This window comes from Methylobacterium phyllosphaerae (genome assembly GCF_001936175.1).
Classification (GTDB): Bacteria; Pseudomonadota; Alphaproteobacteria; order Rhizobiales; family Beijerinckiaceae; genus Methylobacterium; species Methylobacterium fujisawaense.
Map to the genome: position 1 here is coordinate 2,602,963 of NZ_CP015367.1, position 22,981 is coordinate 2,625,943.

The 22,981-nt window shown below is 69.4% G+C and carries 19 protein-coding genes; 12 read left to right on the top strand and 7 right to left on the bottom strand.

The window, feature by feature from the left end:
- The first annotated feature begins 230 nt into the window (after window positions 1-230).
- The 10 genes from MCBMB27_RS30215 to tkt all read left to right on the top strand — a co-directional run bounded on the left by MCBMB27_RS30215 (window position 231) and on the right by tkt (window position 11,081).
- On the top strand, window positions 231-371 hold the full coding sequence (locus MCBMB27_RS30215; RefSeq protein WP_164706378.1) for a hypothetical protein: 141 nt from the start codon (window positions 231-233) through the stop codon (window positions 369-371).
- 398 nt (window positions 372-769) lie between these two features.
- Window positions 770-1,000, top strand: coding sequence for a hypothetical protein (locus MCBMB27_RS11690; protein WP_043353056.1), 231 nt, complete (start codon window positions 770-772; stop codon window positions 998-1,000).
- 108 nt (window positions 1,001-1,108) lie between these two features.
- The gene (locus MCBMB27_RS11695) at window positions 1,109-2,005 is read left to right on the top strand and encodes a LysR substrate-binding domain-containing protein (protein WP_043353059.1); all 897 of its coding nucleotides are present in this window, start codon (window positions 1,109-1,111) and stop codon (window positions 2,003-2,005) included.
- Between the two features lie 225 nt (window positions 2,006-2,230).
- Complete coding sequence (locus MCBMB27_RS11700; RefSeq protein ID WP_075380475.1) at window positions 2,231-2,980, top strand: SDR family NAD(P)-dependent oxidoreductase; 750 nt, start codon at window positions 2,231-2,233, stop codon at window positions 2,978-2,980.
- Between the two features lie 10 nt (window positions 2,981-2,990).
- The gene (locus tag MCBMB27_RS11705) at window positions 2,991-3,854 is read left to right on the top strand and encodes a transketolase (RefSeq protein WP_051976264.1); all 864 of its coding nucleotides are present in this window, start codon (window positions 2,991-2,993) and stop codon (window positions 3,852-3,854) included.
- On the top strand, window positions 3,851-4,873 hold the full coding sequence (locus MCBMB27_RS11710) for a transketolase family protein (RefSeq protein ID WP_075380476.1): 1,023 nt from the start codon (window positions 3,851-3,853) through the stop codon (window positions 4,871-4,873). Before MCBMB27_RS11705 ends, MCBMB27_RS11710 begins: the two co-directional genes overlap by 4 nt.
- Window positions 4,864-5,751, top strand: a complete 888-nt coding sequence (locus tag MCBMB27_RS11715) for an NAD(P)-dependent oxidoreductase (protein WP_075380477.1) — start codon at window positions 4,864-4,866, stop codon at window positions 5,749-5,751. Before MCBMB27_RS11710 ends, MCBMB27_RS11715 begins: the two co-directional genes overlap by 10 nt.
- 131 nt (window positions 5,752-5,882) lie before the next feature.
- A complete protein-coding gene (locus MCBMB27_RS11720) occupies window positions 5,883-6,899 on the top strand; it encodes a TRAP transporter substrate-binding protein (RefSeq protein WP_053610833.1) in 1,017 nt (338 codons plus the stop codon).
- A gap of 137 nt (window positions 6,900-7,036) precedes the next feature.
- Complete coding sequence (locus MCBMB27_RS11725) at window positions 7,037-8,929, top strand: TRAP transporter large permease (RefSeq protein WP_043353068.1); 1,893 nt, start codon at window positions 7,037-7,039, stop codon at window positions 8,927-8,929.
- A gap of 157 nt (window positions 8,930-9,086) precedes the next feature.
- A complete protein-coding gene (gene tkt, locus MCBMB27_RS11730) occupies window positions 9,087-11,081 on the top strand; it encodes a transketolase (RefSeq protein WP_075380478.1) in 1,995 nt (664 codons plus the stop codon).
- A gap of 15 nt (window positions 11,082-11,096) precedes the next feature.
- Here the strand turns inward: tkt and MCBMB27_RS30220 are convergent, their stop codons facing one another.
- The 6 genes from MCBMB27_RS30220 to MCBMB27_RS11755 form a co-directional block, all read right to left on the bottom strand.
- On the bottom strand, window positions 11,097-11,261 hold the full coding sequence (locus MCBMB27_RS30220) for a hypothetical protein (protein ID WP_167337807.1): 165 nt from the start codon (window positions 11,259-11,261) through the stop codon (window positions 11,097-11,099).
- 349 nt (window positions 11,262-11,610) lie between these two features.
- Window positions 11,611-13,248 (bottom strand): acyl-CoA synthetase, encoded by a 1,638-nt coding sequence (locus tag MCBMB27_RS11735; RefSeq protein WP_075380479.1) that lies wholly within the window; start codon window positions 13,246-13,248, stop codon window positions 11,611-11,613.
- Complete coding sequence (locus MCBMB27_RS11740; RefSeq protein WP_043758226.1) at window positions 13,248-14,282, bottom strand: TRAP transporter substrate-binding protein; 1,035 nt, start codon at window positions 14,280-14,282, stop codon at window positions 13,248-13,250. Before MCBMB27_RS11740 ends, MCBMB27_RS11735 begins: the two co-directional genes overlap by 1 nt.
- Window positions 14,283-14,539: 257 nt before the next feature.
- The gene (locus MCBMB27_RS11745; protein ID WP_075380480.1) at window positions 14,540-15,052 is read right to left on the bottom strand and encodes an ureidoglycolate lyase; all 513 of its coding nucleotides are present in this window, start codon (window positions 15,050-15,052) and stop codon (window positions 14,540-14,542) included.
- On the bottom strand, window positions 15,049-15,888 hold the full coding sequence (locus tag MCBMB27_RS11750) for a bifunctional allantoicase/(S)-ureidoglycine aminohydrolase (protein ID WP_075380481.1): 840 nt from the start codon (window positions 15,886-15,888) through the stop codon (window positions 15,049-15,051). The genes MCBMB27_RS11745 and MCBMB27_RS11750 overlap by 4 nt, the downstream gene beginning before the upstream one ends.
- Before the next feature lie 51 nt (window positions 15,889-15,939).
- Window positions 15,940-17,250 (bottom strand): dicarboxylate/amino acid:cation symporter, encoded by a 1,311-nt coding sequence (locus MCBMB27_RS11755; protein WP_043758232.1) that lies wholly within the window; start codon window positions 17,248-17,250, stop codon window positions 15,940-15,942.
- A 173-nt stretch (window positions 17,251-17,423) separates the two neighbouring features.
- On the opposite strand from MCBMB27_RS11755, the gene MCBMB27_RS11760 reads away from it, so the two are divergent.
- On the top strand, window positions 17,424-18,305 hold the full coding sequence (locus tag MCBMB27_RS11760; RefSeq protein WP_075380482.1) for a LysR family transcriptional regulator: 882 nt from the start codon (window positions 17,424-17,426) through the stop codon (window positions 18,303-18,305).
- 281 nt (window positions 18,306-18,586) lie between these two features.
- Window positions 18,587-20,353, top strand: a complete 1,767-nt coding sequence (locus tag MCBMB27_RS11765) for an acyl-CoA thioesterase (RefSeq protein ID WP_335633087.1) — start codon at window positions 18,587-18,589, stop codon at window positions 20,351-20,353.
- A gap of 7 nt (window positions 20,354-20,360) precedes the next feature.
- Here MCBMB27_RS11765 and MCBMB27_RS11770 read toward each other — a convergent pair whose 3' ends face one another.
- Window positions 20,361-22,694: a putative bifunctional diguanylate cyclase/phosphodiesterase gene (locus MCBMB27_RS11770; protein ID WP_075381938.1), complete on the bottom strand. Its 2,334-nt coding sequence runs from the start codon at window positions 22,692-22,694 to the stop codon at window positions 20,361-20,363.
- Between the last annotated feature and the right edge of the window lie 287 nt (window positions 22,695-22,981).

A 22,981-nucleotide genomic window follows, 5' to 3' on the forward strand; every position in this document is an offset into this window, starting at 1 on the left:
GAGCGCCGCCTTCTCATCCGAGCAGCCGAGACTCTGGGACACCGGATTGCGGTCTGCAGACAGGCGAACGCGTCCTGGCCCGGCGACCACAGCCGGCTCCTCGCGCTCGAAAGCACCGGTCATCTCCGACGGGTCGACCATTGCGAAGACTCGGAGGGTACGGTCGCCGTCTGGCAGATCACCCCGGCCGGACTGGTCCAGCTTCAGATGCTGACGTCGGGAGCTCACTGATGGCGTCCATCAAGATCCGTGCAACCGATGACGGGACCTTCGTGGTCTATCGGAATGGCGCGGTCGTGGCCTCTGGTCTGACCCGCTGGCAGGCCGAGCGCTGCGCCACAGTGCTCGGCTGGATCGCGCAGGGTCATTGAGGCCGCAGCCACAGCCCTTCGCCGCCCCCGCCTCTGCACGGATTCTGTCGGCCCGGGCGCCCTCCGCAATCGGCGAAATCTATTCCAAGCGAAATCGGCGCCTGATCCGGGCCTCCCCGCTGCAATGTCGTCGATGGCCTCGAACGCGCGCATCGCGTGCGGACGTTGACCGATCGGACATCTCCGTGCGGCCGTTCATCCGGGAGGCTCGGACGCCCATCGCTGGCCATGCTGCACGACGTCTTCAGACGAAACGATCGGCGCGCGACGGGCAAGATCGTCGGGAAGATCAGCGAATCGCGGAGTTCTTCGGGTAACGAATTTTTAATCCTCACGGCAGGATCATCCTGCCATGGCCCGGCACATGATCCAGGCCACGTCGATCGGGCGAGGCTCCGATGATCGTGTTGATTGCGGCGGCGATTGCCGGTGGACTCGCGACGGCGGCGATTCTCGCGCCGGTCAGCGGTCTGGCCGCGCTGATCCTCGTGCCCCTCGCGGCCAGTGCGTCGGCCATTTTCGCGGGCATCTCCATCGCGTGGCGCGGCGCTCACGAGGATACCGATCGTCACGGCGGCCGGGCACGGTCCGATGGGATGGCGGTCGCGCCGGTGCGTATCCATCGCTGACGGTCGACTTGATCGTCGCGCCGCTGCGGGGTCGCGCGCCGGGCCGCAGCCTGCCCGCGAGATCGGCACCATTGCCAGGATCGGGGACCAAAGCCCATTCTGCTCGGGATGAGGCCACCCGTCCCCCTCTCCGCGATCCGGATCTTTGAGGCCGCTGCCCGGCGACGCTCGTTCAAAGCCGCAGCCGGCGAATTGAACCTGTCCCCGAGCGCGGTCAGTCACGCCCTCCGCAAGATGGAAGAAGCCCTGGGCGTCGTTCTGTTCGAGCGCGTCGGGCAGGGCATCGTGCCGACGCCGGCCGGTGAGGCGTTGTGCGATCATGTCGGGCGCGCCTTCGCGGAGCTCAACCGCGGCTTCGACCTCGTGGCGAATCGCGGGCCGCAGCTGCTCAGGCTGCACTGCGCGCCGAGCTTCGCCGCGCAGTGGCTCGCCCCGCGCCTCGCCCGGTTCCTCAGCGCCCATCCGGGCTTCGAGGTCCGCCTCGCCGCCGGCATGGATTACGCCCGCTTCATCACCGACGAATTCGACGCCGACATCGTCTACGGACCGCCCCGCGGGGAAGGTCTGCTGCGCATGCCGCTGGGCCCGGAGACGGTGACGCCGCTCTGCGATCCCGCGCGGGCCGCCCGGATCCGCGAGCCGGCCGACCTCCTGGCTCAGACCCTGATCCAAAGCGACAACAAGCAGGTGCGCTGGACGCACTGGTTCGAGCGGAATCAGCTCGCCGCGCAGCCGAACGCGGGAATCCGCTTCGATCGGAGCTTCCTGGCCCTGGCTGCCGCCGCCGACGGGCTCGGTGTCGCCCTGGAATCCACCCGCCTCGCCGAGCGCGAGGTCGCGGCCGGCCGCCTCGTCGCGCCGCTGGCCGGACGGTCTCAGGACATCAGCTACGTCGGTCACCATTTCGTCTGCCCCGCCGATGTGCGCCGGCGCGCCCCGCTGCGGGTCTTCGCGCGGTGGCTGGCCGAGGAACTCGGGATCACGCTGAGTCCCGACCTCGCCTGACGCGGCGACAGGTGACTGGGATTCACCTGCGTGTGCAAATTCCGCGTTTGTCGCGGAGGCAGCGCGTCGGCACTCTCGTCGCAACAAAACAGGCGAGAGGAGACGACGCCGCAGGCCGCTCGATCCAAGGGCTCGGTCCCTGGAATCGCAGCCGCCGGCCGGACGCCCCTTCCGTCACGACGACAGGTCCGATCCCGCGCTGTCGCGGGTCGCCGGGAGGGATCCATGCTGTTGAACGACCGGGTGTGCATCATCACTGGGGCGGCCTCCGCCCGCGGCATCGGCAAAGCCACCGCGCGGCTCTTCGCAAGCCACGGCGCCCGCGTCGCCGTTCTCGACCTCGATGCGGGCCAGGCCGAGGCTGCCGCCCGCGACATCGGCCCGGGCCATATCGGCCTCGCCTGCAACGTCACCGACCGGGCGGCCTGCTCGACGGCAGCGGAGGAGATTATCGGCCGCCTCGGGCGCATCGACGTGCTGGTCAACAATGCCGGCATCACCCAGCCCCTGAAGATCATGGAGATCGGGCCGGAGAACTACGACGCGGTCACCGACGTGAACCTGCGCGGTACGCTCTACATGAGCCAGGCCGTGATCCCGGCGATGCGCGGCCAGGGCTCCGGCGCGATCGTGTGCATGTCGTCGGTCTCGGCCCAGCGGGGCGGCGGCATCTTCGGCGGCCCGCATTACAGCGCCGCCAAGGGCGGTGTGCTGGGCCTCGCCAAGGCCATGGCTCGGGAGCTGGGTCCGGACGGCGTGCGGGTGAACTCGGTAACCCCCGGCCTGATCAAGACCGACATCACCGGCGGCAAGCTCACGCCCGAGCTCAAGGTCGAGATCGCCAAGGGCATCCCGCTGGGGCGCCTCGGCGTGGCGGACGACGTCGCCAATGCCTGCCTGTTCCTCGCCTCCGACCTGTCCACGTACATCACCGGCGCGGTGATCGACGTGAACGGCGGCATGCTGATCCACTGAGGAGGTCGCCATGGCGATCGACGTCCCGACCGAGCGGCCGCGCGCCGGCTCCAACGTGCCGCTGAGCGAGCGCGCCTACCGCATCCGCCGCCACGCCCTGCGCATGGGCGAGGTCCAGGGCCAGGGCTACATCGCCCAGGCGCTCGGCATCGCCGACGTGCTGGCGGTGAGCTACTTCTACGCGCTGACCTACCGGCCCGAGGATCCCGAATGGGAAGGCCGCGACCGCTTCCTGCTGTCGATCGGCCACTACGCCATCGCCCTCTACGCCGCCCTGATCGAGGCGGAGATCCTCCCCGAGGACGAGCTGACGAGCTACGGCGGCGACGACAGCCGCCTGCCGATGTCCGGCATGGCCGCCTACACGCCCGGCATGGAGATCACCGGCGGGTCGCTGGGCCACGGGCTCGGCATCGCGGTCGGCATGGCGCTGGGGCTGAAGCGGAAGAACTCGAACAGCTTCATCTACAACCTGTTCTCCGACGGCGAACTCGACGAGGGCTCGACCTGGGAGGCGGCGATGTCGGCCGGCTCGTTCAAGCTCGACAACCTGATCGGCCTCGTCGACGTGAACGGCATGCAGGCGGACGGCGCCTCGCACGGGGTGCTCGATTTCGAGCCGCTGGCGCCGAAGTTCGAGGCCTTCAACTGGTTCGTGCAGCGGGTCGACGGCAACGACATCGACGCGCTGGTCCGGGCCTTCGACGCCGCGCGCCACCATCCGGGCCCGCAGCCCCGGATCATCATCTGCGACACCCGCATGGCGAAGGGCGTGCCGTTCCTCGAGGCGCGCGAGCGCAACCACTTCCTGCGGGTCGAGCCGGACGAGTGGCAGCGGGCCCTGGCGATCCTGGACGAAGGGAGGGTGCGGTGAGACGCTCCAAATACGAGAAGCCCGCCCCCCGCACCGGCGGCGGCGCCAAGACCTCGGCGATGATCGCCTCGCTCGCCGCCCCCGGACAGCGCACGAAGGCCGCGCCCTTCGGCCACGCCCTGGTCGAGCTCGCCAAGACCCGGCCCGACATCGTCGGCCTCTCGGCGGACCTGTCGAAATACACGGACCTGCACATCTTCGCGCAGGCCCATCCCGAGCGGTTCTACCAGATGGGGATGGCCGAGCAGCTCCTCATGAGCGCCGCCGCGGGCTTGGCTCGTGAGGGGTTCACGCCCTTCGCCACCACCTACGCGGTCTTCGCGGCGCGGCGCGCCTACGACTTCATCTGCCTCGCGATCGCGGAGGAGAATCTCGACGTCAAGATCGCCTGCGCCCTGCCCGGCCTGACCACCGGCTACGGCCCGAGCCACCAGGCGACGGAGGATCTCGCGATCTTCCGCGGGATGCCGAACCTCACGATCATCGACCCCTGCGACGCCCACGAGACCGAGCAGGTCGTCCCCGCCATGGCGGCCCATAAGGGGCCGGTCTACCTGCGGCTCCTGCGCGGGAACGTGCCCCTGGTGCTCGACGGGTACGGCTACCGGTTCGAGTTGGGGAAGGCCAAGACGATCCGCGACGGCCGCGACGTCCTGGTGATTGCGTCGGGCCTGATGACCATGCGCGCCCTGGAGGTCGCCGAGGCCCTGCGCGACGACCGGGTCGACGTTGCGGTGCTCCACGTGCCGACGATCAAGCCCCTCGACACGGCGACGATCCTGCACGAGGCCGGGCGCGGCGGCCGGCTCGTGGTGGTGGCCGAGAACCACAGCGTGATCGGCGGCCTCGGCGAGGCGGTGGCCGGTCTCCTGATGCGCAACGGCGTGATGCCGGGCCGCGGCTTCCGCCAGATCGGCCTGCCGGACGAATTCCTCGATGCCGGCGCCTTGCCGACGCTCCACGACCGCTACGGCATCTCGGCCGCCGCGATGGCGCGGAGCATCCGCGCATGGCTCTGACCCGCATCGCCCTCGTCGGCCTCGGCGCCATGGGCCTGCCGATGGCGACCAACCTGGTCGCGGCAGGTTTCGCGGTCCGCGGCTACGATCTGCGGCCCGAGAGCCGCGCGGCCTTCGCGGCGGCCGGCGGAGTTGCGGCCGAAAGGCCGGCCGCTGTCGCCCAGGGCAGCGACGCGCTCCTCCTCATGGTGGTGAACGCCGCGCAGGCCGAGGACGTGCTGTTCGCCCAGGGCGCCCTCGACGCAATGGAACCGGACGGCATCGTGGCCCTGATGGCCACCTGTCCGCCGAAAGCGGTGGAGCACCTCGCCGAGCGCGTGACGGCGACCGGCCGCCGCTTCGTCGACGCGCCGGTCTCGGGCGGCGTCGTCGGTGCGAAAGCCGGCACGCTCACGATCATGGCGGCGGCGCCCGCGGAGACGCTGGCCGTGCTGAGGCCGGTGCTGGAGGCCCTGGGCGACCGGATCTTCCATGTCGGCGAGCGGCCCGGACAGGGCGCCACCGTCAAGGCCGTCAATCAGCTCCTGTGCGGCGTGCATATCGCCGCCGCCGCCGAGGCGCTGGCCCTCGCCGGGCGCGTCGGCGTCGACCGCGACGTGGTCCTTGAGATCCTCACGGGCTCCTCCGCCGCGAGCTGGATGCTGCGGGACCGCGGCCCCCGGATGCTGGAGGACGAACCGCGGGTCACCAGCGCGGTCGACATCTTCGTGAAGGACCTCGGCATCGTGCTGGAGGCCGGCCGCGGCGCCGGGGCGGCGCTGCCGCTCGCGGCGCTCGCCCATCAGCTCTTCGTCTCGACCTCCGGGCGCGGCGACGGCGCCGCCGACGACAGCCAGGTGATCCGCGCCTACCGCCTGCTCAACGGCGACGGCGCCTGACGCGCCGCGCAGGGCGCGCGACGACGGCGCCGGGTCCGCACCCGCCGCCCCGGACAGCAATGCGGGTCGCACGCTCCACCGACGGTCAACGGCGGGGATCGGGCGGCCTGGACCACCCAGGGAGTGAAACCATGCGCGACACCCGTCTCAGTCGCCGCAGCCTGCTCGTGGGCGCGGCCGCATTACCGGCCTTCGGCATCCTCACCCGGCGCGGGCAGGCTGCCGAGTTCACCTACAAGCTCGCCAGCGGCCAGGACCCGACCCATCCGGTCAACATCCGGGCCCAGGAGGCCCTCGACCGGATCCGCGAGGCCACCAACGGCCGCCTGGAGATCAAGCTGTTCCCCGCCAACCAGCTCGGCTCGGACACCGACCTGCTGGCGCAGGTCCGCAACGGCAGCGTCGAGTTCTTCAACCTCGCGACCTCGATCCTCGCCACCTTCGTGCCCGCCGCGAGCCTGCCCAACACCGGCTTCGCGTTCAAGGATTACGACGCCGTCTGGTCGGCGATGGACGGAGGCCTCGGCACCTATGTCCGGTCCGAGATCGCCAAGACGCCGATCCTGACCGTGTCGAAGGTCTGGGATAACGGATTCCGGCAGATCACCTCCTCGACCCGCGAGATCCGGACGCCGGAGGATCTGAAGGGCTTCAAGATCCGCGTCCCGCCCGCGCCGATGCTCACCTCGCTGTTCAAGGCCTTCGACGCCGGCGCGGCGCCGATCAACTTCAACGAGCTGTACTCCTCGCTCCAGACCAGGGTGGTCGAGGGCCAAGAGAACCCGCTCGCCATCACGGCCACGACCCGGCTGTACGAGGTGCAGAAATCCTGCAGCCTGACCGGCCATGTCTGGGACGGCTACTGGATCCTCGGCAACAAGCGGGCGTGGCAGCGCCTGCCCGAGGATCTGCGCACCATCGTCTCGCGGGAACTCGACCGGTCGGCCGACGCCCAGCGGGCCGACGTCGCCAAGCTCAGCGTCTCCCTCCGGGAGAGCCTGGCCGCGAAGGGCATCACCTTCATCGACGTCGACCGCGCGCAATTCCGCGCGGCCCTGGGGCGGACGAGCTTCTACAAGGACTGGAAAACCAAGTACGGCGACGTGGCGTGGTCGCATCTTGAGGACGTGTCGGGCAAACTGACCTGACGCGCTTTCCGCCGGATCGGGTAACGGTATCGGAGAACGAAGGCGCGCCGAGACGCACCACAAGAAACACGCGAAGACGCACTCGGAGACGTTCCCGCCGGCAGCGGCATCGGGAGCGGTTCCGACGGGAGGGCGCCATGCAGATCGATATTGCGGCTGTCGAGACGACGGCAGGGGTAGAGTTGTCCGGTCCGCCCCTGCGCGCCGGAAGCTGGCTGCGTCGGCTCGATGCCGGGCTCGGCTATCTCGTGGAGATCCCCGCGGCGCTGCTCGTCCTGGCCGAGATCGCGGTGCTGCTCGGCGGCGTGGTGAGCCGCTATGTGTTCCGCGAACCCCTCGTCTGGTCGGACGAACTCGCCTCGATCCTGTTCCTGTGGCTCGCCATGCTGGGCGCCGTGGTCGCCTTCCGGCGCGCCGAGCACATGCGCATGACCGCCTTCGTGGCGATGAGCGGCCCGCGCCTGCGCGCCTTCCTGGAGACGGTGGCGCTGGTGGCCGGCCTGATCTTCGTGGCCCTGCTGCTGGAACCGGCCTTCGAGTTCGCCAGCGAGGAGACCTTCGTCCAGACGCCGGCGCTGGAGCTGAACAACGCTTGGCGCGCCGCCGCCCTGCCGATCGGCCTCGGCCTCATGCTCGTGGTCGCGGTGATCCGCCTCCTGGAATCCGCCGATTGGCGGCTGACCGCGGGGGCGCTCGTGCTGGGCGGCGGAGTCGCCGCCGGCCTCTTGGCGCTACAACCCTGGCTGAGGGACCTCGGCAATCTCAACCTGCTGCTGTTCTTCGTCCTCGGCGTCGGCGCCCTGGTCTTCTCGGGGGTGCCGATCGCCTTCGCGTTCGGCCTCTCGACCTTCGCCTACATCACGCTCACCACCGACGCGCCCTCCATGGTGGTGGTCGGCCGCATGGACGAGGGCATGAGCCACCTGATCCTGCTCGCGGTGCCGCTCTTCGTCTTCCTCGGCCTCCTGATCGAGATGACCGGCATGGCCCGCGCCATGGTGGGGTTCCTGGCCTCGCTGCTCGGCCACGTCCGCGGCGGCCTGCACTACGTGCTGGTCGGTGCGATGTACCTCGTCTCGGGCATCTCCGGTTCGAAGGCCGCCGACATGGCGGCGGTGGCGCCCGTGCTGTTCCCGGAGATGAAGGCCCGCGGCGCCAAGGAGGGTGACCTCGTGGCCCTTCTCGCCACCACGGGCGCACAGACCGAGACGATCCCGCCCTCGATCGTGCTGATCACCATCGGCTCGGTCACCGGCGTATCGATCACCGCCCTGTTCACCGGCGGCCTCCTGCCGGGCCTCGTCCTCGCCGTGACTTTGTGCGCGCTGGTCTGGTGGCGCTACCGCCGGGAGGACCTGAGCCACGTCGCCCGGCCGTCCGGGCGGATCATCGGTCGCGCCTTCCTGGTGGCGATCCCGGCCCTGGCGCTGCCCTTCGTGATCCGCTTCGCCGTGGTCGAGGGCATCGCCACCGCCACGGAGGTTTCGACCATCGGCATCGTCTACGCGGCGCTCGCGGGCCTGCTGATCTACCGCCAGTTCGACTGGCGGCGGCTCTACCCGATGCTGGTGACCACCGCGACCCTGTCGGGGGCGATCCTGCTGATCATCGGGGCGGCCACCGGCATGGCCTGGGCGCTGACGCAGTCGGGCTTCTCGCAAACGCTCGCCGAGGTGATGAAAAGTCTGCCCGGCGGAGCCCTCGGCTTCCTGTTCGTCTCGGCCGTCGCCTTCATCATCCTGGGCTCGGTGCTGGAGGGCATCCCGGCCATCGTCCTCTTCGGGCCGCTGCTGTTCCCGATCGCACGGGCGGTGGGCGTCCACGAGGTCCACTACGCCATGGTGGTGATCCTCGCGATGGGCATCGGCCTGTTCGCCCCGCCCTTCGGCGTCGGCTACTACGCGGCCTGCGCGATCAGCCGGATCCACCCCGACGCCGGGATGCGCCCGATCGTCGGCTACATCGTGGCCCTGCTGATCGGCCTCCTCGCCATCATCCTCGTCCCCTGGTTCTCGATCGGCTTCCTCTGAAGGCGCCTGCGCGAACCTGAAGGCTCTGCGCCCCGGCGGATGCCGGATCGGCGCGGGACGGCGGGTCAGAACACAGACCGAGATCCATCCCGGGCCGCCGCGGTGCCGCCCGGGCGGCCTTCGCGCGCCGAAAATTCGCACCGCCCGAGCCAGACCCATGCCCGACACGCCCGATGCCCTGCTCACGGCCCGGATGGCCGACGCGATCCGCTTCCTCGCCCTCGACGCCATCGAGCGGGTTGGGGACGGGCATCCCGGCGCGCCCCTCGGCTGCGCCGAGATCGCCGTGGCGCTGTTCACCCGCCATCTGCGCTGCAACCCCGCCGACCCGGTCTGGCCCGACCGCGACCGCTTCGTCCTCTCGAACGGCCACGGCTCCATGCTGCTCTACGCGGCCCTCCATCTCGCCGGCTATGAAGGCCTGCCGATGGAGCAGATCCGGCGGTTCCGCGAGCTCGGCGCCCACACCCACGGCCATCCGGAAATCGCCCCGGAACTCGGGATCGAGGCGACCACCGGCCCGCTCGGACAGGGCATCGCCAACGCCGTCGGCATGGCGGTGGCCGAGGCCAGGCTCGCGGCGACCTTCGGCTCCGATCTGGTGGATCACCGCACCTACGCCCTGGTTGGCGACGGCTGCCTGCAGGAAGGCATCGCCCACGAGGTGATCTCGCTGGCCGGCCATCTGCGCCTGGGAAAGCTCACCTTCCTGTGGGACGACAACCGCATCACCGACGACGGCGCCACCGACCTGTCCATCTCGGAGGACGTCCGCGCGCGCTTCCGCGCCGCCGACTGGCAGGTGATCGACGCCGACGGGCACGACGTCGTGGCGGTCTCGGCGGCGATCCGGCTCGCCCAGGGCGACCCGCGCCCGACCCTGATCGCCTGCCGCACCGTGATCGGGCGGGGCCTGCCGCGCCTCGAGGGCCAGCGCGGCGCCCATGGCGGGCGCGTGCTCGCCAGTGACTGCGCCGAGGCGCGGGCCGCCCGGGGGTGGGATCACCCGCCCTTCACCGTGCCCGACGATGTCGCCGCGGCGTGGCAGGCCGGCGTTTCCGGCCGCAACCGCGACGGCTACACCACCTGGACGAGGCGCCGGGACGCCCTGCCGGCCGAGGTGCGGGCGGAATTCGACCGAGTTTCCGACGCCCGCCTTCCTGAGGGCTGGCATGCGCCGCTCCGCGGGCTGCGCGACCGCTTCGCCGAGGCCGGGGCGGCGCGGCCCAGCATCGAGGTCTCCGCCGAGATCGTCGCCGCCGTGTCCGACGGCATGCCCGAACTGTTCTCGGGCGCCCCGGATCTGGAGGGGCCGACGAAGCACAAGGGCGCGCTCCACGCCTTCACGGCCCAGGACCGGTCGGGCCGCTACCTGCATTACGGCATCCGCGAGCACGCGATGGGCGCGATGATGAACGGCATCGCGGCCCATCGCGGGCTGGTGCCGGTGGGCGCGACCTATCTGGTCTTCTCCGACTATATGCGGCCGTCCCTGCGCATGGCGGCGCTGATGAACCTGCCGGTCATCACCGTCTACAGCCACGATTCGATCGCCATCGGCCGCAACGGACCGACCCATCAGCCGGTCGAGTACCTCGCGTCCCTGCGGGCCATCCCCAACATGCTGGTGCTGCGCCCGGCCGACGCGGTCGAGACCGCCGAATGCTGGGAGATGGCCCTGGCCAACCGGACCGGCCCGACATCGCTCGTCTGCTCGCGCCAGGCTCTGCCGGCACTCCGCGGGCCGGGCATCGAGGAGAACCGGAGCGCGCGGGGCGCCTACGTTCTGGCGGAGGCCTCGGGTCCCCGGCGGGTGACGCTGATCGGGACCGGCTCGGAGGTCGCGCTGGCGCTTACGGCCCGCGCGATGCTGCAGGCCGAGGGTGTGCCGACCGCCGTCGTCTCCATGCCCTCCTGGGAAGCCTTCGCCGCGCAGGATGCCGCGTATCGCGCGAGCGTCATTCCCCGCGATACCGTGCGGGTGGCAGTCGAAGCCGCTCTTCGCTTCGGCTGGGACCGCTGGATCGGCGAGGATGGCGGCTTCGTCGGCATGACCGGCTTCGGCGCCTCGGGAGCGCCGGAAGACCTGTTCCGCCATTTCGGCATCACCGCGGAGGCGGTGGCGGAGACTGCACGGGCGCGCCTGCGCTGAGACGCGCCTGAGGACTCAGATCATGCCGGCGCCGCCGGTGCGCACGATGCGGTCGCGCTGCTCGGCGTAGCGCCCGGCCGCGGCGCGGCGCATCGCGACGCCAAAGCGCCCGGCGATCTGCGCGAGGAGCGGCGCGCCGCTCTGGGTGCGGAAGCCGACGAGATTCGCGAGGGTGGTCATCGTACCCGATCCCGGTCATGCCCGGGCGGGGCGCCCGGCGTGTTGCGATGCAATATGAGCCGGTTTGCGAGCGCGTGTCAGAGGCTGCGCGTTCGGGCTGTCATGCAGCGAAAACATGCTTTCGGGATGGGACGTTAACAGACGCCGGAATCAGGACGGTGTGGCGATCTCGGCGACGTGTGCAGTGCGGTCTGCGCAGCCCGCTCAATGCGCAAGCTGCACTGTGGTGGGTCTGGACGTCTCCGCGGGCAGCGCAGCGATCCAGCGGTGCCACGGCCGCCGATCTCCCGCGACGCCGATCTGCGTCGCCGCGCGCGCGACGACGCCGTGAGAGCCGTCCGCCAGACGTCTACCGATCCGACGCCTGGGCCGGCTTTTCGAGGGGCAGATCACCGCGCGACTCGAGTTCCGCGCGGATCGCGCGCTTCGTTATCTTGCCGTAGCCGGATTTCGGAAGGGCTTCCCAGAAGAACACACGCCGGGGCAGCTTGTAGCGGGCGACCGCGGCGGACAGCCACGCGATCAATTCCCCCTCTTCCACCGACGCCCCGGGACGCGCGACGCAGACCGCAACACCGACTTCGCCCCAGGCGCGGTCGGGCACGCCCAGGATCGCGGCCTCGGAGATCGCCGGATGCGTCAGGAGCTTCTCCTCGATCTCGCGCGGATACACGTTCGAGCCGCCCGAGATGTACATGTCCGAGGCGCGGCCGGTGATGAACAGGAAGCCTTCCGCGTCGCAATGGCCGAGGTCCCCGGTCCGGAACCAGCCGTCGCGGAACGCCGCCGCGTTGGCCTCCGGGTTGTCGTAGTAGCCCGCGAAGACGGCCGGGCCGCAGACACAGATCTCGCCGGTCTCACCGGGCGGCAATTCGCGCCCCTCCGTGTCCTGGATCTGAACCTGCATGCCCGTGCGTTCGACGCCGCAGGTGCCGACTTTCACAGCGGGGCCGTCCTCGGCCGCGTGCAGGCGGGGCGGCAGCACGGTGATGTTGCCGGTCACCTCGCCGAGGCCGAAATATTGCACCAGCACCGGGCCGAGCACACGCAGCGCGTGCTGCTGATCCGCCCTGTACATCGGCGCGCCCGCGTAGATCACGTGCCGCAGGCTGGAATGATCGTGCGCCTCCACGGCCGGATGTTCGGTCAGCAGCTTCACGATGGTCGGCACGGTGAAGAGGTTCGCGATGCGCCAACGCTCAACGAGCGCCCAGACTTCTTCGGGATCCAGCCGCTCGCCGGCGGTGAGCACCGTCTTCGTACCGGCCGCGACCTGCGCGAGCTGGTGGATGCCGGCGCCGTGCGAGAGGGGGGCCACGACCAGGGACGCGTCGGCCTCGGTGGTGCCCGGCATCAGGTCGCAGAGGTGGTTGGTGACGACGAAGGCCATCTGGCCGTGTGTGAGCACCGCCGCCTTCGGCCGGCCGGTCGTGCCGGACGTGAAGAAGAACCAGCACGGATCGTCGTGCTCGACGCCGGAAACGGACGCGGCGCGGCCCAGATGTTCAGCGACCAGCGCGTCGTAATCCGCCCCGAAGGCCGTGCCGCCGATCTCGACGACGCGGTTCAGGTCCGGGCAGGCCGCGCGCACGGCGGCGGCATGGTCCGGAAAGCCGGCCCCGCAGATGAGCGCGGAGGCACCGCTGGCGCTCGCGAGATACGCGACCTCCGGCGGCGTCTGCCGGAAGTTGGTCGGCACCCAGACGGCGCCGAGCCGGAAGCAGACGAACATCGACTCGAAGAGCTGGTTGCTGTTGCGCGCCTGGACCAGGACGCGGTCGCCCTTGGTCACGCCGCGGGCGGCGAGCGCCGCCGCCATGGCGTCGACCCGGGCGTCGAGCTCGGCCCAGGTCCAACTGCGCGCGCCCCAGGCGAGCCCCACCGCATCCGGGAAGCGGCGCGCGGCCCGGCGCAGGAAGTGCGCGAGGTTCATCACCCGCCGGGAGCACGGCGCGACCCCGCCGCGCGGCGCCCCCGCGGCGCTCATCAGGTGAGCTTCCCGCAGGCCTTCTCCAGCAGCGACCAGCCCTCGTCGCCGTACCGCCCCTTCCACTCGGCGTAGAAGCCGGCCTTGCGCAGCTTGTCGCGGAAGGGCTCCGGATCGGGCTTGTTGAAGACCATGCCGTTCTTCGAGAGCTCCGCCTGCAGGTTGGCGTTGAGCTGGGCAACGTCGGCCCGCTCCTTCATCCCGGCGGCGTTGATGTGGCGGGCCACCGTCTCGCGCAGATCCGGCGGCAGCCGCTCCCAGGCGCGGCGGTTCGCCAGGAACCAGTACCCGTCCCACATGTGGTTGGTGAGCGAGCAGTACTTCTGCACCTCGTAGAACTTCGTCGTGGAGATGACCGCGAGCGGGTTCTCCTGGCCCTCAACGATCTTGGTCTGCAGGGCCGAGTAGGTCTCGTTGAGGTTGATCGAGGCGGGCGCGGCGTCGAAGGCTTTGAACATCGAGGTCCAGAGCGGCGAGACCGGGACGCGGATCCGGAAGCTCTTGAAATCGTCGGGCGTGGCGATCGGCCGGGTCGACGAAGTGGTCTGGCGGTAGCCGTTGTCCCAGATCTTCTCCATGGCGACGAGGCCGGACTTGGCGATCTGCTGGCGGACCCAGGCGCCGAGCTCGCCGTCCATGGCCGGCCAGACGGCGTCGTAGCTCGGGAAGGCGTAGCCGATGCCGTTGATCGACGCGTTCGGGACCAGGGTCGAGAGGATTAGCGGCGACATCGTGAAGAACTCGACGCTGCCCGAGCGCAGCTGGCTCAACGTGTCGGTGTCGGAGCCGAGCTGGCTCGTCGGGAAGATCTTGAGGTCGAACCGGCCGCCGGTCTCCGTGCGGAGCGCCTCCGCCATCTCGCGGGCGCGGATGTTCATCGGGTGCGTGTCGGGAAGGTTGTTGGCGTATTTGTAGGTGAACTCCGCCTTCTGCGCCCGCGCCACGTGCGGCGCCGCCACGGTGCCGGCGATGAGCGCCGTCGAGCCGGTGGCGAGGAATCGCCGGCGGGACAGGGGCGTGCGGGACAGGGACATGGCGGCCTTTCCGGTGCGGGCCCGCGGGCCCGGCGTTTCCTCGGGTCCGCGTTGGTGCGGACTCCATCGTTGCGGCCTCGATAGCCGCTGACCGGTGCCAGTCAACGGACTTTCGCGGCCCCACCCCCGGGATTGATTGCATCTGGGCGCCCCTGACACGCCGAGCGCCGCCAAAAGCGGTCCCGACCGCGCGAGACCGCCTGCGCGACGGAATCGCCGTCGTTTTGGCGCGCCACAGGCGCGGTCTGCGTCCGCCTTCAGTCCAGGCCGGGCAGATTTACCGGCCAGGGCTCGGCGAAGGTGTGTTCCTCGAGGTTCACGCCCGGGCCTCCGCGGTCGACCACGACGAAATCCTGTGGCTGACCGTAGGGCGTGAGCACCCCGTGCCACGTGTTGCGGGCGTAGCAGATTCCCTGGCGGGGCGCGGTGACGAAGGCCTGCGGCCGCCCGGGCCGGCCCTCTTCGTCCGGGCAGACCACGACCAGGAACGGCGCCGCGCTCAGCGGCAGGAACGCCTGCGCGCCGAGCGGATGCCGCTCCACCAGGCCGAGGCGCAGCGGCAGCGGATAGGGCTGCGCCTCCACCAAGCCGATCACCACGCGCGCGCCCTCCCCCACGACCTCGATCTCGGCGAGATCGTGGAAGCGGCGGGCCATCCCGGCATTCATCGGCCGCGGCGCCACGGCAGCCGCGTCGATGACCGTGCCGAACGGGGCGAAGGCCGCCGCGGTCAGAGGCTGGGCGACGATCCCGCGCGCGTCCGCGCTCAACGGCCGAGTCCGCGCGGCGCGAGCGCCGGATGGCGGTTGACGTCCTTGTAGAGGAGGTAGCGGAACGGGCCGGGCCCGCCCGCGTAGCAGGCCTGCGGGCAGAAGGCGCGCAGCCACATGAAGTCGCCCGCCGCGACCTCGACCCAGTCGCGGTTGAGTCGGTAGACCGCCTTGCCCTCCAGCACGAACAGCCCGTGCTCCATCACGTGGGTCTCCTCGAACGGAATCGAGGCGCCCGGCCGCAGGCTGACGATGTTCACGTGCATGTCGTGGCGCAGATCGTCGGAGCCCACGAAGCGGGTGGTCGCCCAGGCGCCGTCGGTGCCGACCATGCCGGTCGGCTCGACCGCCGATTCGTGCGTCACGAACGAGGGCGGCGCGTCCAGCCCCGCCGCCGGCTGGTAGGCCTTGCGGATCCAGTGGAAGCGCACGGGCCCGTCGCCGTCGTTGCGCAGGGACCACGCCGCGCCGGGGGAGAGATAGGCGTAGCTGCCCGGCCGCAGGGCGTGCCGGGCGCCGTCGAGGGTGAGGCTCGCCGTGCCCGCGACCACGAACAGCACGCCCTGCGCCTGAGCCTCCGGCTCGGGAGTCTCGCTGCCGCCGCCCGGGGCGACCTCCATGAGGTACTGGGCGAAGGTTTCGGCGAAGCCCGAGAGCGGCCGTGCCAGGATCCAGGCCCGGGTCCCCTCCCAGCCCGGCAGGAGGCTCGTGACGATGTCGCTCATCACCCCGTGGGGGATGACCGCGTAGGCCTCGGTGAACACGGCGCGGCCGGTCATCAGCGCCGTCTGGCCGGGCAGGCCGCCGCACGGGGGGTTGTAGGCTCCAGCGCTCATGGTCGGTCTCCGGGATTCGGCTTCAAGCTGTAATCGGCTGCCCCGGATCGGTCACGCGGTGTGCGGCTGCGCGACGGGGGCCTCGAGGATTGCCGCGGTGTCGGCCGTGTCCTCGCCGTTCAGGACCCGGTGAGCCTGGGCGCGATCGATATCGCCCTCCCAGGCTGCGATGACGACGGTCGCCACGCAATTGCCGATGAGGTTTCCGAGGGCACGGGCGATGCCGACGAACCAGTCGACCGACAGGACGAGGACCAGACCGATCACTGGGATCTCCGGGACCGCCGACAGCGTCGCGGCGAGGACCACGATCGCCGAGCCGGGCACGCCGTGGGCGCCCTTGGACGTCAGAAGGGCGATGCCGAGGATCAGCATCAGATGACCGAAGGACAGGTCGGTGTTGGTCGCCTGCGCGATGAACACCGTGGCCAGGGTCAGGTAGAGCGAGAAGGCATCCAGGTTGAAGGAGTAGCCGGTCGGGATCACGAGGCCGACGGTCGATTCCTTGATGCCGAGCCGCTCCATCTTGCGCATGACCTGCGGCAGCACGCAGTCGGAGGATGCGGTGCCGGCCACGACGGTCAGTTCCTCACGCAGATAGGCGAGCAGCTTGAAGATGCTGAAGCCCGCGAGCCGCATGATGCCGCCGAGCACGACGATCACGAAGGCCGCGACGCCCCCGTAGAACAGCACGACCAGCATGCTGAGCTGCTTCAGGGATCCGACGCCGTACTTGCCGACCGTGAACGCGACGGCGCCGAGCACGCCGAGCGGCGCGAGCCGCACGATGAAGCCGATGATCCGGAACAGGACTTCGGTGATGCGCTCCAGGCTGTCGGCCAGGGGCTTGCCGCGCTCGCCGAGGAGCGAGAGGCCGGACCCGAACAGGATCGCGAGAAGCAAAACCTGGAGGATGTCGCCCTTCGCGAAGGCGTCGACGAAGGTCGTCGGCACCAGCTTCATCAAGAAATCGACGGTTCCCGTGACCTGTCCGACCCGGTCGGTGTAGCTGGAGAGCGAATTGGCATCCAGCTTCGCCAGGTCGACGTTCATGCCCTGGCCGGGCGCGAAGACGTAGGCGAGGACCAGCCCGAGCGCGAGCGCGATGGTCGTCACCACCTCGAAGTAGATCAGGGATTTGAGGCCGACGCGCCCAACCTTCCGCAGATCGCCGGCGCCGACGATGCCATGCACCACGACACCGAACACCAGCGGCGCGACGACCATCTTGATGAGCTTGATGAAGACGTCGCCGAGGGGCTTCAGGCTGACTGCAAAGTCCGGCCACAGCCGCCCGACGAGGACGCCGAGGACCAGGGCCGCGACCACCTGCCCGAAAAGCGACCCGAACACGCGCTGCATCGCAATTCCCCTGGGCAGCCTCGGACTGGCGACCGAAGCCCGATGGCGGCGCGCGGGGCGATCGTGACGCGCAGCATCGTTTCGATTTGCCGAGCTGCAAAATCGTTCCGGCCGATCTAGACGTCAAATATCTTTTTCATTCCAATTGATAGGCGGGGCATATAGATGGCGGGATGGAACTCCGGCATCTCCGCTATTTCGTGGCTGTCGCCAAATATCTGAGCTTCACGGCCGCCGCAGAGAGCCTCGGCGTGGCGCAACCACCCCTCAGCCAGCAGATCCGCGACCTGGAGGATGAGGTCGGCACTGCCCTCTTCGAGCGGACCACGCGGCGGGTGACGCTGACCCGGGCCGGCCACGATTTCCACGTCCAGGCGCTCGCCATTCTGGAGCGGGCCGGCGAAGCGGTGGAACGGGCGCGTGCCATCGGCGCGGGCACCGCCGGCATCATCAACATCGGCCTGACCGGCTCGATGTTGGCCGGCCCGCTCGGCCCGGCGCTCTGGGACTTCGCCCGCACCTATCCGGCGGTCGATCTCCGCATCCACGAGATGTCGCCGGATCGGCAGATCGCGATGCTGAAGTCCGGTCAGACCGACCTGAGCTTCCTGCGGTGCCCCCCGGAGGATGCCGATCTAATCCGCGTCTGCGCGTGGACCGAGACCGTACGGGTCGTCCTGCCGAGGGGCCACCGCTTGGCGACGGGCGCGCTCCGCCTCTCCGACCTTCGCGACGAGCGATTCGTCTTCCTGCGGCTCTCGGATTCCCTGTTCGCCAACTACCTGTGGGATTGCTGCGCAGAGGCCGGGTTCGTCCCCTCCATCACCTATCAGGCCGTCGAGGCGGCCTCGTTGACGAGCTTGGTGGCATCGGGGCTCGGCATCGCCATCATCCCGGAATTCGTCGCCCGTCTGGCGCATGCGGATGTGGTCTACAGGCCCCTCGAAGGGCCGCCCATCCGCGCCGACGTCTTCGCGTTGTGGATGGCCCCGAAGGCTCCGCTGATCGCCAATTTCGTCGATCTGGTTCGCAGCGGCCCGGCGCCCGCCGATTAGGCAAATCGCCCGGGAATCCGCGACGGGTCGTGCGCCCGAGGCCCAAACGCGTGTCCATCGGGACGCGGCGAGCGGAAATGTGCCCGCGCTGAGCCGCAGCCGCGGCTTGTCGACAGGTCGATGCATTTTCGTGCAGGTAAGATCTTATATTCGCCTTCTTTTTTGCCGGACATATTCCCGAAACGAGTCTGATACGCTATTGCAACACTCGGTACGGAGCGCTCGCGGCCACAATGCCTTCCCAATTCATTCGCTCAGCGACCTGGGCGCCGACGATTGCTTTGTCGTGGTTCTGGGGGCTCGGATTTTTCTACGCGATCCACGTGACCCTCACGTATGGATGGCTCGGGTTTCTTGCCTTCGCTCTGCCGAATGCCACGGGCCTTGGCCTGTTCGGATGGCTACTCGGCGCTCCCCGGCGGCGCATCGACACGATTGTCGCGTCCGTGCAGGGTCCCTACGCCCTCCTGTTCCTCGGGGCCCAGTTCTTCGCCGTCGCCATCACGATCTTCGGCTTCGCCGCCTATGCGTGGCTTCCGCTGTTCGGCCGCGACTCCGTGGTCGGCCTGGTCGCCCTGATCCTCATCGCCTGCTCGATCGCGCATGCGGTTCCGCTGCGCGGCCTCCGGACGATCCACGGCGTCGCCCTGGTCCTCGGACTGTCGGCCTGCGCGCTGCTCTTGGTTGACCTGCCCCGGCATCCGGACGGCTGGACGGTCCCGGTCCACGCCTTCGACGAGCGCTTCTACGGTCTGGTCGTGCCCTCCCTGGTCGGCTTCCTGCTCGGCCCGTGGATGGACATCCAGCATTGGCAGCGCGCCCTCGAGATCCGGCGTTCGGGGGGATCCGTGCGGGTGGCCTATGTCACCGGCGCCGTCCTGTTCCTCGGACTGCTGACGCTCAATGCCCTACTCGCAGCGCGGGCGGGGCTCGGCGTGCCGGTCGTCTCGTCGGACGGGCTGCCGGGGGCCTATGCGGCCGTGGCGCAGGCGATCGGGCGGGAATCCGTGGCAGGTGCGACAGCCGCCTTCGTGGTCTGGACGGCGATCGCGGCCGCCACCACGATCGACAGCTTCTACAACGCCACGCGGTGGCTCGGGACCTCGGTCACGGCGCGCAGCAATTCGCCGCTTCTCGCCTTCGTGCCGGCGGGACTCGTGTCCTCACCGGTCTGGATCCTGGGCGCGGCGCTCGCCACGGCGGCGGCGGCGATCTGGGCGAATCTCTCGCTCCTCTACCTGATGATGCCGTTCGCCACGCTCCTCGTCGGCGCGGCGGCCTGTCTTGTCTGCGAGACGCTCGGCGCGACGCGGCGGTACGACTCGGTCCTCAACGCCATGATCGGGGCGACGGCGTGCCTGATCTTCGTCACCGGCTATCTGGCGCCGAGTTGGGCGCTCCTGGCCATCGCGCCGCTCATCGGGCTGATCGGTGCCCTGCCGATGATCGCACAGATCCTCGGATGGCGCGCAACGCAGCCGGCCGACCAGTTGATTCCGGCGGCGGAGCGGGCGCCGCGGGCGGCGCCGGTGCCCGTCGCGCTCGACCGGCCCGACACCGTCGCCTCCCACGGCTTCGACGGCCACTGGTTCGTCCTGCGCCTGATTCCGACCTATGACGATACGAATTCGGTCGGAAATGTCTATTTCGCCAATTACGTGCGCTGGGTCGGCAAGGCGCGCGAATTGTTCTTCAACGTCTGCATGCCGGATTTCGACCTGAAGTCGACGGACTTCTACATCCTGACGAAGTCCTTCCATCACGACTTCCGGCGGGAGGCCATGGAGTTCGAGCCGGTCACCGTCCGGATCTCCATCGCGAGCCACAACCGGAAATTCGTGACCTTGGCGCACGAGATCCACAGCGAGGTCAACGGCCTGCTCGGCCGCGGCGAGCAGTCGCTGATGTTCGTGGATACCGTCCACTACCGGCCCCTCGATATCCCGCGCACCATCGTCGAGGGCTTCCTGCCCTACTGGCCGAAGGTGTCGCCCCACGCGGTCACGGGCGAGCCCAGCCCGGCCGGCGTGGCGCCCCTCGGCGCCTGACGGCACCTCACGCCGCCTGGACGGCGGTCGGAAGCAACTTGCGGCTGCGCGCGAGAACCGCCGCCTGCTCGGCCGGCAGCGGCTTGCTGAAGAGATAGCCCTGGAATTCGTGGCATCCCTGGTCGAGGAGGCAGATCCGCTGCGCGTCCGTCTCGACCCCTTCCGCCGTGATCGTCATGTCGAGGCGCGTCGCCATGTCGATGATGGCCCGCACGATCGCGGCGGCGCTGCCCTCGTGCGGCAGGTCGCGGACGAAGCTCTGGTCGATCTTGATCTTGTCGAAGGCGATCCGGCGCAGATAGCTGAGACTCGAATAGCCGGTCCCGAAATCGTCCAGGGACAGGCGCACGCCCATCTCACGCAGCCTGGACAGGGTGGCGTTGATCGCCGGCGTCGCCTCCAGGAACACCGACTCGGTGACCTCCAGTTCCAGGCGGGCGGCGGCCAGTCCACTCGTCCGCAAGGCAGAGCGCACGAGGTGCGGCAGATCCGAATGCCGGAACTGGCGGGGGGAGAGGTTGACGGCGATCCGGACATCCTCCGGCCAGCCGGCGGCGATCCGGCAGGCCTCTCGGAGGATCCATTCCCCGAGGGGGATGATGACGCCGGTCTCCTCGGCGAGCGGAATGAAGTCGCCCGGCGAGACGAAGCCCCGTGCGGGATGCTTCCAACGCAGGAGCGCTTCGAAACCACCCACGCGGCACTCCTTGGCCGACACGATCGGCTGGAAGTAGAGGACGAACTCGTTCCGATCGAGCGCGCCCCGCAGATCGGACGTCAGGGCGCGCCGCGCCTCGATCCGCTCGTCCATCTCGGCTTCGTAGAACCGGTAACCGTTCCGCCCCTCGCTCTTCATGCGGTAGAGAGCGAGATCGGCCCGCCGCATGATCTCCTGGCATCCGTCCTGTGGCGCGATGGCGATCCCGATGCTGACACTGACGGTCAGCCGAATGCCGTCGACGGTGAATGGCGAGGCGAGCGCCTCGACGATGCCGCTCGCGAGGGACTCGATGGCGTGCAGGTCCCGGGCGCTCCGCCCGGCCGCGAGCACCGCGAACTCGTCACCCGCGAGGCGGGCGAGTTGCACGTCGGCGTTCTCGAAGCCCCGCAGCCGCTCGGCCACGGCTGTAAGGAGCTTGTCGCCGACGGCGTGGCCGAACGTGTCGTTGACGCTCTTGAACTCGTCGAGGTCGAGGGCGAGCACGGCGAACCGGTCGCCCTGCGCGAGTCGTGCCCGGGCCGTCTCCTGAAGCTGGTGGAACAGAACCCGGTTGGGGAGATCGGTCAGGGAATCGTGCAGGGCGAGATAGGACAGGCGCTCCTCGGAGCGCCGCTTCTCGGTCACATCGGAGCCGACGCCGCGATAGCCTGAGAACACGCCGGCCCGGTTGAACGTCGGCTTTCCGGAGAGGCACCAGGTCCGCCGCTCACCGGCGATGTCGAGTTGCAGGTGGAGATTCCGGAAAACGCGTCGCTCCGCGATGCAGCTCCAGAGAGCCGTGCTCGAATGGCTCTTGGGCGGCGCCAGCGGCGGGAGCAGAAGGCGTTCCAGCGGCAGGCCCATGAGCTGTCGCTCGGAGGAACCGGCGACCTCGATCAGGCGCGGCGAGACGTGCTGCAGCCGCAGGTCGGCATCCGTCTCCCAGAGCCAATCGCTGGCACTCTCCTCGAACTCGTTGAGCAGGAGATGGGTGAATTCCTGCTGCCGCTCCAGCTCGATCTGCGCGATGACGCGCATCGTGAGCAGGCGGCTGAGGTGCAGGATCGTGAAGCAGATGAAGCTCGCATAGAAGAACAGCAGAACGCCGACATAGATGTAGAAGGCCTCGCCCGTCGCCGCGAGGGCGATGAACGAACCGACGATGATCAGGCCGGCATATCCGATGGCGACTCGGGGCAGCACCGCCGCGCTCATCCCCGTCGCGATCAGGCCCGCCATGCTGGAGGCAATCAGGAGCCGCCCATTCGGATCGGCCCCGGCGAACAGCATGACCGGGATGGAGGCCAGGAGAAGGCCATAGATCTGCGCGGCGAGGACGAGCCGCTTGACGAAGGAGGATGGCACCTCGAGCGGCTTGGGCTGCGAGCGCCAGCGCCAGCACTGCCGGAGCGAGACGACCGCCAGCGGCAGGACGAGGGCCTCCAGGCCCGCGAGATAGGCGCGGTTCCCGGGTTGCCAGAACAGGTAGACGATGACCTGTACGACGCTCAGGCTCACGAGAATCGTGAAGGGCACCAGACGAAGGGCGACGTCGAGCTGCTCGATCCGCGCGCGTGCCCTGAGGTTCGCGTCGAGTGGATCAGCCTTGCGATCGGTATCGATCAGGAAAGAAATCAGCATCTCCCGCGACACAAATGCTCGTTGCAAAACCGTTACGATCAAGAACTCCGGATATCAGCGCTTAGATGCATACGAATTGGTTCGCCCGCACAAGTTCAACTTGCTCGATGGTGAACAATTCGTAAATTCCGGTCTGGAGTTCGGCAGCCGCCCCTCCGGTGATCACGGCGCCCAGGCGGCGGTGTCTGGGCCAGGCGACCGTCGTTGCGCCACTTGCCTGGGGCGGGACGGAGGGCCGTCCCTCGCATCGACCGGGCGACGGCGCTAAGAGGCCCCGATGCCTCGAT

Bases quoted from the DNA above. Each gene is read 5' to 3' on its own strand.
- MCBMB27_RS30215 (WP_164706378.1), top strand. From the start codon at position 231: ATGGCGTCCATCAAGATCCGTGCAACCGATGACGGGACCTTCGTGGTC.
- MCBMB27_RS11690 (WP_043353056.1), top strand. From the start codon at position 770: ATGATCGTGTTGATTGCGGCGGCGATTGCCGGTGGACTCGCGACGGCG.
- MCBMB27_RS11695 (WP_043353059.1), top strand. From the start codon at position 1,109: ATGAGGCCACCCGTCCCCCTCTCCGCGATCCGGATCTTTGAGGCCGCT.
- MCBMB27_RS11700 (WP_075380475.1), top strand. From the start codon at position 2,231: ATGCTGTTGAACGACCGGGTGTGCATCATCACTGGGGCGGCCTCCGCC.
- MCBMB27_RS11705 (WP_051976264.1), top strand. From the start codon at position 2,991: ATGGCGATCGACGTCCCGACCGAGCGGCCGCGCGCCGGCTCCAACGTG.
- MCBMB27_RS11715 (WP_075380477.1), top strand. From the start codon at position 4,864: ATGGCTCTGACCCGCATCGCCCTCGTCGGCCTCGGCGCCATGGGCCTG.
- MCBMB27_RS11720 (WP_053610833.1), top strand. From the start codon at position 5,883: ATGCGCGACACCCGTCTCAGTCGCCGCAGCCTGCTCGTGGGCGCGGCC.
- MCBMB27_RS11725 (WP_043353068.1), top strand. From the start codon at position 7,037: ATGCAGATCGATATTGCGGCTGTCGAGACGACGGCAGGGGTAGAGTTG.
- tkt (WP_075380478.1), top strand. From the start codon at position 9,087: ATGCCCGACACGCCCGATGCCCTGCTCACGGCCCGGATGGCCGACGCG.
- MCBMB27_RS30220 (WP_167337807.1), bottom strand. From the start codon at position 11,261: ATGACCACCCTCGCGAATCTCGTCGGCTTCCGCACCCAGAGCGGCGCG.
- MCBMB27_RS11735 (WP_075380479.1), bottom strand. From the start codon at position 13,248: ATGAGCGCCGCGGGGGCGCCGCGCGGCGGGGTCGCGCCGTGCTCCCGG.
- MCBMB27_RS11740 (WP_043758226.1), bottom strand. From the start codon at position 14,282: ATGTCCCTGTCCCGCACGCCCCTGTCCCGCCGGCGATTCCTCGCCACC.
- MCBMB27_RS11750 (WP_075380481.1), bottom strand. From the start codon at position 15,888: ATGAGCGCTGGAGCCTACAACCCCCCGTGCGGCGGCCTGCCCGGCCAG.
- MCBMB27_RS11755 (WP_043758232.1), bottom strand. From the start codon at position 17,250: ATGCAGCGCGTGTTCGGGTCGCTTTTCGGGCAGGTGGTCGCGGCCCTG.
- MCBMB27_RS11760 (WP_075380482.1), top strand. From the start codon at position 17,424: ATGGAACTCCGGCATCTCCGCTATTTCGTGGCTGTCGCCAAATATCTG.
- MCBMB27_RS11770 (WP_075381938.1), bottom strand. From the start codon at position 22,694: ATGCTGATTTCTTTCCTGATCGATACCGATCGCAAGGCTGATCCACTC.